The following is a 16,636-nucleotide window of genomic DNA, read 5'->3' as shown; positions in this document are numbered from 1 at the left end:
CCGCTGAGAATCGTTACGCCTCCAATATCGAAAAGAGACCCGACGGCATAGGCGTATTGCGCCCTCGCGCGACGGGCTTTGTGCCCGGCCGCATGCGATGCTATGGGCCGCCTTTCCCTTTCCGCAGCACTCATCCGGGCGAATTCGTGACCCCTCTCCACACCATCCGCAATTTCTCGATCATCGCGCATATCGATCATGGCAAATCGACGCTCGCCGACCGCCTGATCCAGGCGACCGGCGGCCTCACCGACCGCGAAATGTCCGAGCAAGTCCTTGATAACATGGACATCGAGAAAGAACGCGGGATCACCATCAAGGCGCAGACGGTGCGGCTTCGCTACACCGCGAAGGACGGCGTCGACTATACGCTCAACCTGATGGACACGCCGGGGCATGTCGACTTCGCCTATGAAGTCAGCCGCTCGCTCGCCGCATGCGAAGGCGCGCTTCTTGTCGTCGATGCCGCGCAGGGTGTCGAAGCGCAGACGCTCGCCAACGTCTATCAGTCGATCGAGCATGATCACGAGATCATCCCGGTCATCAACAAGATCGATCTCCCCGCCGCCGACGTCGACAAGGTCAAGGCCGAGATCGAGGAAGTGATCGGCCTCGACGCGAGCCAGGCCGTGCTCACCAGCGCCAAGGCCGGGATCGGCATCGCCGAAGTGCTCGAGGCGATCGTCACGCGCATCCCGCCGCCCAAGGGCGATGCCGATGCGCCGCTCAAGGCGATGCTCGTCGACAGCTGGTACGACCCGTATCTCGGCGTCGTCATCCTCGTGCGCGTGGTCGCGGGCGTCCTCAAGAAGGGCCAGCAGATCAAGTTCATGCAGGCGGGCACGCTGCATCTGGTCGACCGCGTGGGCTGCTTCCGCCCCAAGATCGAGCAATTGACCGATCTCGGTCCGGGCGAAATCGGCTTCATTACAGCCCAGATCAAGGAAGTCGCGCAGACCCGCGTCGGCGACACGATCACCGACGCCAAGCGCCCTGCGCAGGAAGCACTGCCGGGCTTCAAGGAAGTCCAGCCGGTGGTCTTCTGCGGCCTGTTCCCGGTCGACGCCGCCGATTTCGAGAAATTGCGCGAGAGCATCAGCAAGCTGCGCCTCAACGACGCGAGCTTCTCGTTCGAGATGGAAACCAGCGCGGCGCTCGGCTTCGGCTTCCGCTGCGGCTTCCTCGGCCTGCTCCACTTGGAAATCATCCAGGAGCGCCTGACGCGCGAATACGATCTCGACCTCATCACCACCGCACCGTCGGTGGTCTATGACATCGAGCTGACGCACAATGGCGGGACGATCGAGCTCCACAACCCCGCCGACATGCCCGATCCCAACAAGATCCTGAGCATTTCCGAGCCGTGGATCCAGGCGGTGATCTACGTCCCCGACGAATATCTCGGCAGCGTGCTGAAGCTTTGCCAGGACCGCCGCGGGATCCAGAAGGACCTCACCTATGTCGGCGGCCGCGCGCAGGCGACCTACGAGCTGCCGCTCAACGAAGTCGTGTTTGATTTCTACGACCGGCTGAAGTCGCTGTCGAAGGGCTATGCCAGCTTCGACTACACCCAGATCGGCAAGCGCGAGGGCGACCTCGTCAAGATGAGCATCCTCGTCAACGAGGAGCCGGTCGACGCGCTGTCGATGATCGTCCACCGCGGCACCGCCGAGACGCGCGGGCGCGGCATGGTCGAGCGGCTCAAGGACCTCATCCCGCGGCATCTGTTCAAGATCCCGATCCAGGCGGCGATCGGCGGCAAGGTGATCGCGCGCGAGACGATCAGCGCGATGCGCAAGGACGTCACCGCGAAATGCTATGGCGGCGATGCTTCGCGCAAGCGCAAGCTGCTCGACAAGCAGAAGAAGGGCAAGTTGAAGATGCGCGAATACGGGAGCGTGAGCATCCCGCAGGAGGCGTTTATTGCCGCGCTGAGGATGGGGGAAGAGTGAGGCCCAAGCCTAACGACCCGATTGCGCAGCAATGGGGTCGTTAGGCGAGGATCAGCCGAACTCCGGCCGGCGGCGCCAGCAGCGCCGTCCGACGACGCGGCTTTGCCGCGGCGCGCTCCACACCCCGCGCTCCAACCGTCACCCCGGGTCCACCGCCCCACATGCGCAACGCCCGCGGCACGGTAGGCCACGCCAGGTCAGCTTGGAATGACTGGGTTTTAGATCAAGTTCCCAAAGCGCTGTGTGACGTACGAACCCCAAGCCATAAATCTGGCTACTCAGTCACCAGCGAAATTGGCCCCTGAAAATCGCATTAGATCTAGCCATATCACGAAAAAGGCCGGACGCTTTCGCGCCCGGCCCCTTAAACTCAACCTACAAAACCAGCCTCAGCTAAGCTTCGCCCGGCTAGCCCGCTTGCGCTCGTTCGCATCGAGGAAGCGCTTGCGCAGCCGGATCGACTTCGGCGTAACCTCGACCATCTCGTCATCGTCGATGTAGGCGATCGCCTGCTCGAGCGTCGCGCGCTTCGGGGGCGACAGGCGAACCTGGTCGTCCTTGCCGCCGCTGGCGCGGAAGTTGGTCAGCGCCTTGGTCTTCATCGGGTTGACTTCGAGATCGTCGGGCTTGGCGTTCTCGCCGACGATCATGCCCTCGTACAGCGCCTCGCCGTGGCCGACGAACAGGATGCCGCGCTCTTCGAGCGGACCGAGCGCGTAGTTATTGGCTTCGCCCGACCCGTTCGAGATCAGCACGCCGTTCTTGCGGCCTTCGATGTTGCCCTTGTGCGGGCCGTACTTCTCGAACAGCCGGTTCATGATGCCGGTGCCGCGCGTGTCCGACAAAAATTCACCATGGTAGCCGATCATGCCGCGCGACGGCGCGGAGAAGGTGATGCGCGTCTTGCCGCCGGTCGAGGGCCGCATGTCGGTCATCTCGGCCTTGCGCAGGTTCATCTTCTCGACGACCGTGCCCGAATATTCCTCGTCGACGTCGATGATGACGGTCTCGTACGGCTCGGTCTTGTTGCCCTGCTCGTCTTCGCTGAACAGCACGCGCGGGCGGCTGATGCCGAGCTCGAAGCCTTCGCGGCGCATCGTCTCGATCAGGACGCCGAGCTGAAGCTCGCCGCGGCCGGCGACTTCGAAGCTGTCCTTGTCCGAGGCTTCGGTCACCTTGACGGCGACGTTCGACTCGGCTTCGCGGAACAGCCGCTCGCGGATCATGCGGCTCGTCACCTTGGTGCCCTCGCGGCCCGCCATCGGCGAATCGTTGACGGCAAAGCGCATCGACAGCGTGGGCGGATCGATCGGCTGCGCGTGGAGCGGCTCGCTGACGCTGACGTCGGCGATCGTATCGGCGACGGTCGCGATCGACAGGCCGGCGAGGCTGATGATGTCGCCAGCCTTGGCTTCGTCGACGGGAACGCGGTCGAGCCCGCGGAACGACATGATCTTCGACGCGCGGCCGGTCTCGACGATCTTGCCGTCGTTATCGAGCGCGTGGATCGGCTGGTTGAGCTTGACGACGCCCGAGTTGACGCGGCCGGTGAGGATGCGGCCGAGGAACGGATCGCGATCGAGCAGCGTGACGAGGAAGGTGAAGGGCACGCCGGCGACTTCGACCTTCGGTGCGGGGACGTGCTTCACGATCGTCTCGAACATCGGGATCAGCGTGCCTTCGCGCGCGTCCATGTCGGTCGAGGCATAGCCGTTGCGGCCCGAGGCATAGAGCACGGGGAAATCGAGCTGCTCGTCGTTGGCGTCGAGCGACACGAAGAGGTCGAACACTTCGTCGAGCACTTCCTGGATGCGCGCGTCGTTACGATCGACCTTGTTGACGACGACGATCGGCTTGAGGCCGAGCGCCAGCGCCTTGCCGGTGACGAACTTGGTCTGCGGCATCGCGCCTTCCGACGAATCGACCAGCAGGACGACGCCGTCGACCATGCTCAGGATCCGCTCGACCTCGCCGCCGAAATCGGCGTGACCGGGGGTGTCGACGATGTTGATGCGGATGCTCTCGGATTCGCCCGGAGGGGTCCAGTCGACCGAGGTCGGCTTGGCGAGAATCGTGATGCCACGCTCTTTTTCGAGGTCGTTCGAATCCATCGCACGCTCTTCGACGCGCTGGTTGTCGCGGAAGGTGCCGGACTGGCGGAACAGCTGGTCGACGAGGGTTGTCTTACCATGATCGACGTGTGCGATGATGGCCACATTGCGGAGGCTCATGAATATAGCTCGATGAAGTGAGGAATGATTGCGTTGGGCCCCTAGCGCAAATGGTGCGTCGCGGAAAGGGGGGGTGGTTTTTCGGGGAGCTCGGGTGGAATGAGGCCGGGCGTAGCACGCGGGGCGCTTGCCGGTTTAAAGCGCATGCCCCCACGCCCCGTCACCCTCGCGAATGCGAGGGCGCCGCTTCTGCTGCTGGCTTTGGCAGAAGAAGCGGGATCCCCGCGTGCGCGGGGATGACGGGCGGTGGGCTAGTCTTGGATCAGAACTTGCCGGCGACTTCGACGCCGTAAACGCGCGGTTCGCCGCGGATGTAGGTCGGGATGCCGAAGCCGCCACCGGTGTTGCCCGCGTCGATCAGATACTTCTTGTCGAACGCGTTGCGGGCAAAGCCGCCGATCCGGTATTTCCCCTGCGCAATCTCGACGCCCGCGCGGACGTTGACGAGCGTGTAGCCGCCCTGGCTGATCGCTTCCGAGTTCGGCAGTTCGAAATACTGCTTGCTCTGATACGTCGCCGACGGCGTCGCATAAAAGGTCAGGTCGCCCGCCGGAACGCGCAGCGTCGCGCCGCCCGAGGCGCTGTATTTCGGCTGCAAGCGGAACTGGTCGCCGGCATAGACGCCGTACGACGCATTGTTGGCGATCTTGCCGTCGACATAGGCGAACGCGCCGAACACCTGAAGGAAGCGGCCGAGCTTGAGATTGCCCTCGAACTCGACGCCCGGGTTTTTCGCCTTGCCGGCACTCTGCGTGGTGGTGACGCCGTTGTTCGTCACCGACACCTGGAAGCCGTTATACGCTTGATAGAACACGCCGAGCGATCCGGTGAACGGCCCGACCTTGCCCTTGATGCCGCCTTCGTAGTTCCACACGACTTCGTCGGGCACGACTTGCAGGTTCGGCACGACCACCCCGCCAACCGTCGTCGCGGCGAGCTGTACCACCGGCGAGCGACGACCCTTGCTGATCGTTGCGTACAGGTTGATCGAATCGCTGACGCGGTAGAGCGCGTTGAAGCGCGGCAGCACCGCGGTGAAGCTGCGCTGCGCGTTGAAGATCGTGCCGTTGGTGTTCGCGGTGCCGAGCAAGCTGCTGCGTACCCCGAGCGAGGCCAGGAGCGTCGAATTGGGCTGGACCGAACTGTAGCCCGACTTGCGCTGCTCGATCAGCAACCGCGCGCCAGCGGTCAGCTCGAGCCGTGGCGTCGGGATATAGGTGCCGTCGGCGAACACCGAATAGGTGTCGTTGGTGCCGTAATTGGTGAACACCGATTGATACGGAATCTGCGTCGCCGCGCCGCGCGTCAGCACCGCGGTCGCGCGCGCGGCGGTCACGGTGCCGTTCGGCGCGACACAGCCCGAAACGCCGCTTGCCGCGAGCGACGCGCGAACGCCGGCATAGGCCGCCGAGACCGAGCAGCCGAGATAGGTCCCCTCTTCGGTCGAGAAGGGCACGCGCTGGAGGTTGTTCTCGAAGAAGCCGTTCCAGCCGAACGAGGCGCGATATTTGTCGCCCGAGAAGTTGAAGCGGCCCTCATGGCTCCACTGGTCGCCGCGCGCATCCTCGGCGAATTCGAGATACCAGGCCGGACCGCCATCGGCATCGAACACTTCGTTGCTGTTGAACTTGCGATAGCCGTTGACGGTGGTGAAGGTGACACCCGGCGCCAGTTCCCAGGCGAGCGTGAAGTTGGCGTCATACACGTCGCGCTTGAGGCCGAGCTTGGCGGCGCCGAGCACCGATGCGCTGTACGGCGAACCCGACAGTTCGGCATAGCTGTAATCGCCGCCGTTGCCGCCGGTCGGCGCCAGGGCGCGCGAGCGGAACGCGGTGCCCGGGTTGCGCTGGCCGTCATAGGTCAGCACCAGGCTTGCGGTGATCGCATCGGTCGGCGTCCAGCGCAGCGAACCGCGAATGCCGCGCTGGTCCTGGCCGTTGAGATCGTCCTGATCGATCTTGCCCTGATTCTGGTTGGCCACCTTGGGGTCGCCCGCGATGTTGCGGACGAAGCCGTCATGATATTTGTACGCGAAGGCGAGCCGCCCCGAGAGCGTGTCGTTGCCGAGGTTGACGAAGCCCGACACCTGGCCGCGATGGTAATTGCCGTACGATCCCTGGAGCCCCGCCGAGGTCCCAGCATGCGGCTGTGCCGAGATCAAATTGACCGCGCCGACCGCCGAGGCAGTGCCGAACAGCGTCGCCTGCGGTCCCTTGACGACTTCGATGCGCTCGAGATCGTACAGATCCTGATAGGCGCCGCGCGTCCGCGAGATGTCGATGCCGTTATAATAGATCGATACGCGCGCGCCCTGCTGCGCCGAGCCGCTGTCCGAGGTGATCCCGCGGATCACGAAGCCGGGATTGTTGTCGCTCTGCTCCTGGATGCGCAGGCCGGGGATGTACATCGCGACTTCGGCGAGCGAATTGACGCCGAGCTCCTGCATCTTCGCGCCGGTCACCGCGGTGACGGTGATCGGCACGTCCTGAATCTTCTGCTCGCGCTTCTGCGCGGTGACGACGATGTCGCCGCCTTCTTCGGGCGCGCTCGGCTGGAGCGTAGATTGCGCAAGCGCGGCGGTGGAAGTGCAGCCGAGCAAAATGCCGGCAAACCCAAAAGAGACGGAACGACGCATCACAGAACCCCTGTTTTTTTATCTTGCTGCAGCGCGGTACGGGCAAGCTGCGTCGGATTCGCGTCAATTTCGTTACGGTTGTGTTACGATGTGCGTATTACCACAATGACACACTTGAACCGCAACGCGATCCCCTTCATCTAGAGAGCGATATTACCTGGAGGGAAGACATGGCGACCGCTGCCGACACCGACGCGACCGCGCTGGTCCTGACGCCGCCCGACCCCGTTCCCGTGGTCGCGCCCGAAAAGGCGATCGGCCTGGTGCCGGTCGACGACGCCGTCCGTACCCAATTGCAGACCAAGGTCGCAGGTTTCGTCGACGATCTGGTCGCGCAGGACGTCAACAGCCCCGAATTCGGCAAGCGCGTCGATGCGATCGCGGCGATGGGCCAGAAGGAAATTCGCGCCGCGGCCGACCAGTCGAACCGCTTTCTCGATCGCCCGGTCAAGGCGATGGACGGCGAGAGCGGCGTTGGCGCCGACCTCACCGAACTGCGCCGCACGATCGAGAAGCTCGATCCGTCGGTGAACAGCAAATTGCTCTCGGGCCGCGGCATGTTGAGCAAGGTGTTCGGCGGCGGGATCAATACCTATTTCGACAAATACCGCTCCTCGCAATCGCACATCTCGGCGATCCTCAAGACGCTCGCGCGCGGCAAGGACGAGTTGCTGATGGACAATGCCGCGATCGACACCGAGCGCGCCAATCTATGGGCGGCGATGGGCCGGCTCGAACAGATGATCGTGCTGTCGAAGGAAATGGACGCCCGGCTCGAAGACAAGGCCAACGACCTCGACCATAGCGATCCGGCCAAGGCCAAGGCGTTGCGGGAAAGCGCGCTGTTCTACGTCCGCCAGCGCACGCAGGATCTGCTGACGCAAATGGCGGTGACGGTGCAGGGCTATCTCGCGCTCGATCTGGTCAAGAAGAACAATGTCGAGCTGGTGAAGGGCGTCGATCGCGCGTCGACCACCACGGTCTCGGCTCTACGCACCGCAGTCACGGTGGCGCAGGCGCTGGCGAACCAAAAGCTCGTGCTCGACCAGATCACCGCTCTCAACTCGACCACCGCCAATATCATCGATGCGACCGGCAAGCTGCTCAAGTCGCAGACCGCGACGATCCACGAACAGGCCGCCGCCGCGACGATCCCGGTCGAGACGCTGCAGCGCGCCTTCCAGAACATCTATGATACGATGGATGCGATCGACACGTTCAAGCTGAAGGCGCTCGATTCGATGAAGAGCACGGTCGGAACGCTGTCGAACGAAGTCGAGAAATCGAAGGGCTATATCGCGCGAGCGCAGGGCGCGATCGAGAATAAGGGCGCCGGGGGCGACGCGTTCAAGCTGGAGGCGCTGTAAGGCCATGACCGACGTCGACCGCCAGATCGCACGCGCCGGAGACTTGCTCGACCGCACCCGCGCCGAGCGCCAGGCGCTCACCGCTCGCCGCCGCCAGGGGGTGAGCGTTACACGCCGCCTCGCGCTGGCGGGCACGGCCGATCTCGCGATCATCGTCGCGGCGATCGCGGTCGGCTGGTTCGTGCCGATCGGCATGGGTGGCGCGCTGCTCGTCGCTGCGCTGCTCGCGGTGGTGACGGCGTTCCTGTTGTTCGCAACGCTGACCCCGGCGGTCCGCGTCGAGCAACTGACGCAAGTCCCGCTCAAGGCGCTGCCGGCCAAGACCGAACAGTGGCTCGACACGCAGCGCAAGCTGCTCCCCGCGCCTGCACAGACGCTGGTCGATGGCATCGGCGTGCGGCTCGAGACGCTGTCGCCGCAACTCGCGAGCCTCGACGAAGGCGAGCCCGTCGCGATCGAAGTGCGCAAGCTGATCGGCGAGCAATTGCCCGAATTGCTCAAGGGCTATGCCAAGGTCCCGGCTCCGCTGCGCGGCGTCGCGCGCAACGGCAAGAGCCCCGACGCCCAGCTCTCCGATGCGCTCAGGCTGATCGATGAAGAGATCGGCCAAATGTCGGCGCAGATTGCGCAAGGCGATCTCGACTCGCTCGAAACGCGCGGGCGCTTCCTCGAGATCAAATATCGCGACGAGGTCTGACGCGCGGACCTAGCCGACGCTTCGGCGCCGCTCCGACGCGGCCGCATTCGGGCCCCGGCACCGGGATCCGCTCACTCCGGCAAAGCCAACCACGCTCGCGCCGGGGCGACCGCCAGGAACACGCGCAACCGCGGGTGGACCAGCGTGCGCTCCGCCTGCGCCTTGTTGAGCTGGCTTCCCACCACGACGGCAGCGCGGCCGGTGGTCATCGCCATCCCGCCCCGCATGATCTGCGTCAGCAGGTCGGCGACATCCATCGCCTGGACGGGAAAATCGAGTGATTCGACACAGACGTTGAAATCGCTGCGGACCGCCTTGGCGGCCAGCACCTTGAGTCCGACGTCGCGCGCAAAGTCGGTAACGTCCTCGGGCTTCCAGAACCCGGCGACGCGCAAGGTAAGACAGTTGGCGTTTCGATCATAGTCTACGTGAAACATGGGCCCTCGATTGGCGGCCCCAACGCACCCGGCACACCGCACTGCGCGCGCCCTACGCCAGCGCGACGCGCACGCAAAGCCTGGCATGAAATCCGCTCTGCCTGCGCGCCGCATGATTGACAGCGTCCCACTCCTCCCGGATTACTCGACCAATACAGCGCACAGCGCGTCAAAGGGGGTCGCATGAAGCGTATCGGTTGGACCATGGTGGCGCTTGCCACGTTGCTCGCAAGCTGTGCAAGCGATGGCGAGCGCCCGGCGAGCGCATCGACCAAGCGGAGCAAGAGCGGCCCCGGCGCTGGTAAGGGCTATGCGCATGATCCCTTCCCCTCGACCTACAAGGCCTATCCCGGCACGCCGACGCTGGTCACGCATGTGACGATCTTCGACGGCGAAGGCGCGCGGATCGATGATGGCTCGGTGCTGTTCGCCGACGGCAAGATCGAGCGCATCGGCCAGAGCATCGCCGCTCCTGCCGGTGCCACGGTGATCGACGGTACCGGCAAGACGCTCACCCCCGGCATCATCGATATCCACAGCCACCTCGGCGATTACCCTTCGCCCGCGGTCGAGGCCAATTCGGACGGCAACGAAGCGACCGGTCCGGTCACCGCCGACGTATGGGCCGAGCATAGCGTCTGGCCGCAGGATCCCGGCTTCAGCCGCGCGCTCGTCAATGGCGGCGTCACCACGCTGCAGATCCTGCCCGGCTCGGCCAATCTGATGGGCGGCCGGTCGGTCGTCCTCAAGAACGTCTATGCGCGCACCGAGCAGGGGATGAAATTCCCCGGCGCGCCCTACGGCCTCAAGATGGCGTGCGGCGAGAACCCCAAGCGCGTCTATGGCAGCAAGGGGCGCGAACCCTCGACGCGAATGGGCAATATCGCGGTCGACCGCCAGACCTGGGCCAAGGCGGTCGAGTACAAGCGCAAATGGGACAAATACGAAAAGGACGGCGGCGATCCCCCCGCCCGCGACATCGCGATGGATACGCTCGCGGGCGTGCTCGGCGGCGAGATCCTCGTCCAGAACCATTGCTACCGCGCCGACGAAATGGCCATCGTCATGGATATGGCCAAGGAGTTTGGCTACCATGTCAGCGCGTTCCACCATGCGGTCGAGGCGTACAAGATCGCCGATCTGCTGAAGGAAAACGGCACCTGCGCGGCCGTGTGGTCCGACTGGTGGGGCTTCAAGATGGAGTCGTACGACGCGATCAGCGAGAATCTCGCGCTGCTGCAGGCAAACGGCGCGTGCGCGATGATCCACTCGGACGATCCCAACGGCATCCAACGCTTGAACCAGGAAGTCGCCAAGGCGCTCGCCGCCGGTCGCCATGCCGGGATCGACATCTCCGATGCAGTCGCGTGGGAGTGGCTGACCTATAACCCCGCCAAGGCGCTCGGCATCGCCGACAAGACCGGCAGCCTCAAGCCCGGCAAGATGGCCGATGTCGTGCTGTGGAACGGCAATCCGTTCAGCGTCTACACCCGCCCCGAAAAGGTGTGGATCGACGGCGCGCTGCTCTACGACGCCAACGATCCGAAACGCCGCCCCGTTTCCGATTTCGAACTCGGCCAGCCCGGTGCGGGAGATACCAAGTGAAGCGCCTCCTGCTCCTCAGCGCGGCCTTCCTCGCCGCGCCCGCCGCGGCGCAAAGCGTCGCGATCACCAACGCCAAGCTCGTCATCGGCGATGGCTCCGCACCGATCGAGGGCGGCACCGTGATCGTCCGCGACGGCCGGGTCGTCGCTGCGGGCCGCTCGGTCGCGGTGCCCGCGGGGACTGCCACGGTCGATGCCGGCGGACGCTGGGTCACGCCGGGGATCGTTGCAGGCTTCACGCGGATGGGGATCGTCGAATCCGACGGAGTCGAGGAAACCAATGACACCGCCGCGCGCGGCAGCCCGTTCCACGCGGCGATCGATGTCGCCCCTGCGGTCAACCCGGCGACCTCCTCGATCCCGCTCAACCGCGCCGAAGGCATCACCCGCGCGATCGTCGCGCCCGACACTGACGGGTCGATCTTCGCCGGCCTGGGCGCAGTGATCGATCTCGGCACGGACCGATCGCCGATCACCAAGCCGCGCGCCTTCCAGTTCATGGAATATGGCGGCGGCGGGTCGCGTCGCGGCAACAGCCGCCCGGCGATGGTCGCGATGTTCCGCAACGCGCTGGCGCAAGTGAAGGACTATGTCCGCGCGCCTGCCGCCTATTCCGATCAGGGCAAGGATGCGTTGCTGACGCGTGCCGATGCGGCCGCGCTGGTCCCCGTCGCGTCGGGGGCGATGCCGTTGCTCGTCCATGTCGAGCGCGCCTCCGACATGCTCGCGCTGATCGATTTGAAACGCGACTATCCTGCGCTCAAACTCGTCTTCGTCGGCGCAGCGGAAGGCTGGCTCGTCGCCAACCAGATCGCCGCTGCGCGCATCCCCGTCATCGCCTCGGCACTGACCGATTTGCCCGCGTCGTTCGATCAGCTCGGCGCGACGCAGTCGAATGTCGGGCGGTTGAAGGCGGCGGGCGTGCTCGTCGGGATCGGCACGATCAATGACGACGAGGCGCGGCAGGCGCGGCTCGAAAAGCAATATGCCGGCAACCTCGTCGCGCTGACCAAGGTGCCGGGCGCGACCGGCCTCGACTGGAACGCCGCGTTCGCCGCGATCAGCTCGGTGCCGGCCGAGGCGATTGGCATGGGCGACGAGATCGGCTCGCTACGCGCCGGACGACGCGGCGACGTGGTGATCTGGGACGGCGATCCACTCGAGCTCGGCAGTGCGGTGGCGGCGGTCTATATCGACGGCGTCAAGCAACCGCTGCGGACGCGACAGGATGCGTTGCGCGAGCGCTACAGGGTGCCACAAGAAGGTACGCTGCCCAAGGCGTATGAGCGCTAACAGAGCTCAACGCTCTATTTAAACAAGCCACGCTTCGAACGTAGGTATATTACTGATAATAAGAGGTTTTCTATCCTGATCCGTTGATTTTTCATCCGAATCGGCCCAATTTCACAACGGGGCGTGAGGGGAAAAGCGATGGGGGTTCTGGCCAACCAAGTCGTGGCGAAGTTCGCCCCGAACGCGAAGCCTGGCTATGTCGCCGCTTTTGCAGACCCCGCCGGTCTGCTGGCGGCGGCGGGGATCACCACCCCGCTGCGGCTCGCGCATTTCATGGCGCAAGCGCTGCATGAGACCGGGGGGTTGACGATCCTCGTCGAAAGCGGCCGCTATTCGGCCAAGAACCTTGGCGCGATGTGGGATTCGGGCAATTGGCACCGCTATTTCCCCGATCGCGCCGCCTGCGTCGCGATGGCCGATCAATGCGCGATCGATGGCGGCATCGCGCTGTTCAGCCTGGTGTACGGGAACCGCATGGGGAATGGCCCGCGCGAAACGCAGGACGGCTGGCGCTATCGCGGACGGGGTGTGCTTCAGACCACCGGCCGCGAGGCCTATGCTCGCTTCGGCGCGCGCTGCCACGTCGATTTCGAGGGCCACCCCGATCTGGTCGTCGACGCAGCGCATGCACTCAAGCCCGCCTTGCTCGAATGGAACGCGAAGCACCTCAATGCCGCGGCGGACAATAATGACATCGAGACAATCACGCTCGGCATCAATGGCGGGCTGATCGGCATGGCGCAGCGGCGCGCGTGGTTCGCACGGATCTGGCCGTTCATCATCGGCGCGGCGCCGCTCGAACACAGCACCGAATGGAAGGTGCAGAGCGCGCTGGTCGCAGCGGGCTATCATCTTGGCCTGCCCGACGGCGTGGTCGGGCCGGCGACTCGCCTCGCGATCCTTGCCTATCGCGCTGCCAAGGGGCTTGCCCCCTCCCCGCAGGTCACACCCGATCTGGTCCACGCGCTGGGCGTCTAGCGCTCGTCGATCCGCACCGCGGCGCGCGGCGCAGCACAGTTGAACGGGGGAGATCGGGATGGACATGGAACGCTTCTGGCGGTGGGTACGCGGCGACGTTCCTCCGGTGCGCGCGTGCGATCAGGCCGTGGCGCGTCAGGCCTATGCCGATTATCTCCACGCGCAGATCGTCGGCTTCGCACCGACCAATGCCGACGTTCTGCTGGAGAAGCTGACCACGTCGAGCGACGCCGACTCCCCTTGCGTGACCGCGCCCTTTCCAGAGCTGATGGGTGTCGAGACCAAGCTGGTCGAAGCGATTAGCGACGATCTGATCGACCGCACCTATTGGATCGTGCGCGAACGCTTCAATCGCGTCGTCGGTCCAGCGGCGATCGCGCAGCATCTCGCTTGGTCGCCGGCAGCGCTGGCCGAGCCTGCCAAGGCGCCGGTCGCTGAAACCATTCCATCCCGGGATACGCTATCACCCGCTATCAGCGACGACCCTGCCACCGTCGACCCCGATACGCTTGCCAGCGATGCCGCCGACCGCGAGGCGGCGCTCCGGCGCGACCAATCGGCCGAGATCGCAGCGCACGAAGCACAGGGCGGCGCGGCCGATGCCGCGACGTCCGACGACACGGCGCAGGCACCAGCATCCGACGTCGCCCAGCAGGAGAAGCCCTGATGCCCGATCCCAGCCCCAGCGAGATCGCGCTCAAACGTCGCGACATGCAGGCGATGCTCAGCTTCATCCAGGGCGCGCGGATCGTCAGCATGGCGCGCGAAACCGCGGTGAGCCAGATTCAGGCATGGCTGCTCGGGCGCTTTTGGTGGAGCTTGGTCAGCACGGCGATCGCGATCACGACCATCTGCGCCGCGAGCGCGCTGTGGACCGCGATCGCGGCAAATCGGGGGTTCCTGTGCGGGATCGTCTTGCTGTTGCTGATGGCGCGCGTCGGCGCTCTGATCAGCATCGGGCGCCGCATCAAGGACGAGGATATCGGGCAAAGCGTCGGCGCCGATGCGATCTATGCGCTGGCGACGCTCGGATCGGGGATCAACGGACTCGCGATCGCATTGATGTCGTCGAATGCGTTCGGCCTCGTCATGTATGCGCTGTTCGCGTCGGGACTGCCCTCGGCAGTCGGCCTTACGGGTGGGATCGCTCCAACCTTCCGGCTAACGCTCGAGGCGCTGCGCACCAAGATGCACGTCGATCAAGCTGCCGCAGACGATCAGCAACAGCGGGCACGCGCGTGTGATGCGACGCTTGGCAACCCGCCTGCCCCAGAAGAGAAGGCTGCACAGACGGCCGCTGCAGCGACTACCAGCAGCGTCGAACCGCCCGTCGAAAATGCCGCAGAAAGCAACGCCACCACCGCCGATGGTGACAGCGCCGCACCAGATAACGCGGCGGCATCCCCCACGCCGACGTCTGCTGTGTCGGCTACGCCCGACCCAGCCGCGGACTGCGCGCGCCAGAAGCGTTTGGCCGATCTTTCAACCATCGACGCGCGCAGTTCCGAAAATGCCTACCTCACCGCCAGCGCAATGCCGCCCCGTACGGGCAGCACTGGTGATGCCGGCCAGCAACCGATCCTGAGCGCGCTGAAAAATGGCCTCGGCCTCGCCGAGCAATCCGATCTGTTCAAGCTGTTCATCTGGGCGTTCATCGCGGGGTTTGCCGAGACGCTCGTCCCCGACATGCTCGATGCGCTCGCCAAGCGCGGCGAGAAGAGCAAGGAGAAGAGCTGACTCGGCAGGCATTCCGACCCTGATCTTGACGGATCGCGGGTTGCTCGCTATATGCGCCCCATCGAAGCGTCATGCAGCGTGATGGGTCCTTGATAGGTCCGGCTCCGCCTCGGTCGTTACCACAACGGACCTCCCTTTTCACGCGGGGTGTCACATCTCCCCCCGCCATTCGCGCGTCGATGATGCGCGTCCATGGCCTATGCAATGGACTAAAATACCCATGACTTTCGCTCAACTCGGCCTTGCCGAGCCGCTCGTCCGCGCGCTCGAGGCCAAAGGCTATACCACCCCCACCCCGATCCAGAAGCAGTCGATCCCGATCCTGCTCCAGGGCGGCGATCTGCTCGGCATCGCGCAGACCGGCACCGGCAAGACCGCAGCCTTCGTGCTGCCGTCGATCCAGCATCTGGTGAACAACGAAAAGCGCGTGCTGCCGACGCATTGCCGCATGCTCGTGCTCGCGCCGACGCGCGAACTCGCCAGCCAGATCGCCGAGAGCGCGCGTGACTACGGCAAGTTCTCGAAGATGTCGGTCGCGACCGTGTTCGGCGGCACCAGCATCAACAAGAACCGCCAGGACATGGCGCGCGGCGTCGACATTCTCGTCGCCACGCCGGGCCGTCTGCTCGACCTGATCGAGCAGCGTTTCGTCAGCCTCGCGATGCTCGAGATCCTCGTGCTCGACGAAGCCGACCAGATGCTCGACCTCGGCTTCATCCATGCGCTGCGCAAGATCGTCCGCATGCTGCCGAAGCAGCGCCAGACGCTGTTCTTCTCGGCGACGATGCCGAACGCGATCCGCGAGCTCGCCAACCAGTTCCTCAACGATCCGCAGACCGTCAAGGTCGCGCCGACGTCGAGCACGGCCGAGCGCGTCGACCAGTTCGTCACCTTCCTCAACCAGGGCGAAAAGCAGGCACTGCTGACGATCCTGCTGCGCGACGAGAAGGTCGAGCGCGCGCTCGTCTTCACGCGCACCAAGCATGGCGCCGACCGCGTCGTGAAGCTGCTCGCCGCCAATGGCGTGGATTCGAATGCGATCCACGGCAACAAGAGCCAGCCGCAGCGCGAGCGCGCGCTCGCCGAGTTCAAGTCGGGCAAGGCCAAGGTTCTGGTCGCGACCGACATCGCGGCGCGCGGGATCGACGTTTCGGGCGTTTCCCACGTCTTCAACTTCGAACTGCCCAACGTTCCCGAACAGTATGTCCACCGCATCGGCCGCACCGCGCGCGCCGGCGCATCGGGCACCGCGATCAGCTTCGTGGCGGATGATGAGCGGACGTACCTGCGCGACATCGAGAAGCTGACCAAGGTCAAGCCCGAGATGATGCAGCTTCCCGAAGGCTTCACCGCCGAGGCGGCACGGATCAAGGCGGCGCGTCCGGCCGGTTCCGACACGTTCGAGCGTCGTGATGACTCGGGTCGTCACCGTGCGCCGCCCAAGGCGACGCATTCGGCGCGTCCGACCGGGGATCGCGCAGCGGGTGCCGGTCGCCCGATGGGCGCGCGTCCCGAGGGTGCTGGTCGTCCGGCTGGTGCCGGGCGTCCGGCCGGCGGTGGCCGTCCCGGTGGCCAGGGTCGCCCCGGCGGCCAGGGCCGTCCCGGTGGCGGTCGTCCCGGTGGCGCCGGTGGGCGCTCGGGTGCCGGTGGCGGCGGCGGCGGCCGTCGTTCGCCTGCGGCCGGCTGATCCTCCTGTCCCTCTCCC

At 65.2% G+C, this 16,636-nt stretch carries 12 protein-coding genes; 9 read left to right on the top strand and 3 right to left on the bottom strand.

The features are described 5' to 3' along the window. Positions 1-92 precede the first annotated feature (92 nt). Positions 93-1,952: a translation elongation factor 4 gene (lepA, locus tag ACP7C5_RS01735; RefSeq protein ID WP_426262973.1), complete on the top strand. Its 1,860-nt coding sequence runs from the start codon at positions 93-95 to the stop codon at positions 1,950-1,952. A 389-nt stretch (positions 1,953-2,341) separates the two neighbouring features. On the opposite strand, the gene typA is transcribed toward lepA, so the two are convergent. Together typA and ACP7C5_RS01725 are read right to left on the bottom strand one after the other, a co-directional pair. Continuing rightward, positions 2,342-4,183, bottom strand: coding sequence for a translational GTPase TypA (gene typA / locus ACP7C5_RS01730; protein ID WP_133190084.1), 1,842 nt, complete (start codon positions 4,181-4,183; stop codon positions 2,342-2,344). A gap of 262 nt (positions 4,184-4,445) precedes the next feature. Beyond that, on the bottom strand, positions 4,446-6,818 hold the full coding sequence (locus ACP7C5_RS01725) for a TonB-dependent receptor (RefSeq protein WP_133190086.1): 2,373 nt from the start codon (positions 6,816-6,818) through the stop codon (positions 4,446-4,448). Positions 6,819-6,988: 170 nt separating this feature from the next. Here ACP7C5_RS01725 and ACP7C5_RS01720 point away from each other — a divergent pair, with 170 nt between their 5' ends. Continuing rightward, positions 6,989-8,185, top strand: coding sequence for a toxic anion resistance protein (locus ACP7C5_RS01720; RefSeq protein WP_189675514.1), 1,197 nt, complete (start codon positions 6,989-6,991; stop codon positions 8,183-8,185). A 4-nt stretch (positions 8,186-8,189) separates the two neighbouring features. Then, positions 8,190-8,882, top strand: coding sequence for a hypothetical protein (locus tag ACP7C5_RS01715; RefSeq protein ID WP_426262972.1), 693 nt, complete (start codon positions 8,190-8,192; stop codon positions 8,880-8,882). 71 nt (positions 8,883-8,953) lie between these two features. On the opposite strand, the gene ACP7C5_RS01710 is transcribed toward ACP7C5_RS01715, so the two are convergent. Next, positions 8,954-9,319, bottom strand: a complete 366-nt coding sequence (locus tag ACP7C5_RS01710) for a hypothetical protein (RefSeq protein ID WP_426262971.1) — start codon at positions 9,317-9,319, stop codon at positions 8,954-8,956. 183 nt (positions 9,320-9,502) lie between these two features. Here ACP7C5_RS01710 and ACP7C5_RS01705 point away from each other — a divergent pair, with 183 nt between their 5' ends. The 6 genes from ACP7C5_RS01705 (at position 9,503) to ACP7C5_RS01680 (ending at position 16,618) form a co-directional block, all read left to right on the top strand. Next, positions 9,503-10,924 carry an amidohydrolase gene (locus ACP7C5_RS01705; protein ID WP_426262970.1) on the top strand — a complete coding sequence of 474 codons (1,422 nt, stop codon included), beginning with the start codon at positions 9,503-9,505 and terminating at the stop codon, positions 10,922-10,924. Beyond that, the gene (locus ACP7C5_RS01700) at positions 10,921-12,216 is read left to right on the top strand and encodes an amidohydrolase family protein (RefSeq protein WP_426262969.1); all 1,296 of its coding nucleotides are present in this window, start codon (positions 10,921-10,923) and stop codon (positions 12,214-12,216) included. Before ACP7C5_RS01705 ends, ACP7C5_RS01700 begins: the two co-directional genes overlap by 4 nt. A gap of 138 nt (positions 12,217-12,354) precedes the next feature. After that, positions 12,355-13,194, top strand: a complete 840-nt coding sequence (locus ACP7C5_RS01695) for a hypothetical protein (RefSeq protein WP_426262968.1) — start codon at positions 12,355-12,357, stop codon at positions 13,192-13,194. 58 nt (positions 13,195-13,252) lie between these two features. Next, the gene (locus ACP7C5_RS01690; protein WP_426262967.1) at positions 13,253-13,861 is read left to right on the top strand and encodes a hypothetical protein; all 609 of its coding nucleotides are present in this window, start codon (positions 13,253-13,255) and stop codon (positions 13,859-13,861) included. Beyond that, positions 13,861-14,931, top strand: a complete 1,071-nt coding sequence (locus ACP7C5_RS01685) for a hypothetical protein (RefSeq protein ID WP_426262966.1) — start codon at positions 13,861-13,863, stop codon at positions 14,929-14,931. The genes ACP7C5_RS01690 and ACP7C5_RS01685 overlap by 1 nt, the downstream gene beginning before the upstream one ends. A gap of 220 nt (positions 14,932-15,151) precedes the next feature. After that, entirely contained in the window at positions 15,152-16,618 is a 1,467-nt protein-coding gene (locus ACP7C5_RS01680; RefSeq protein WP_426262965.1) for a DEAD/DEAH box helicase, read from the top strand. Positions 16,619-16,636: the final 18 nt, after the last annotated feature.

Origin of the sequence: Sphingomonas sp. PWP1-2 (assembly GCF_049898305.1) — a bacterium.
In the GTDB taxonomy this organism is placed as follows: domain Bacteria; phylum Pseudomonadota; class Alphaproteobacteria; order Sphingomonadales; family Sphingomonadaceae; genus Sphingomonas; species Sphingomonas glacialis.
The sequence above is the reverse complement of the archived record's forward strand: the minus strand, read 5'-3'. Positions and strand labels throughout refer to the sequence as shown.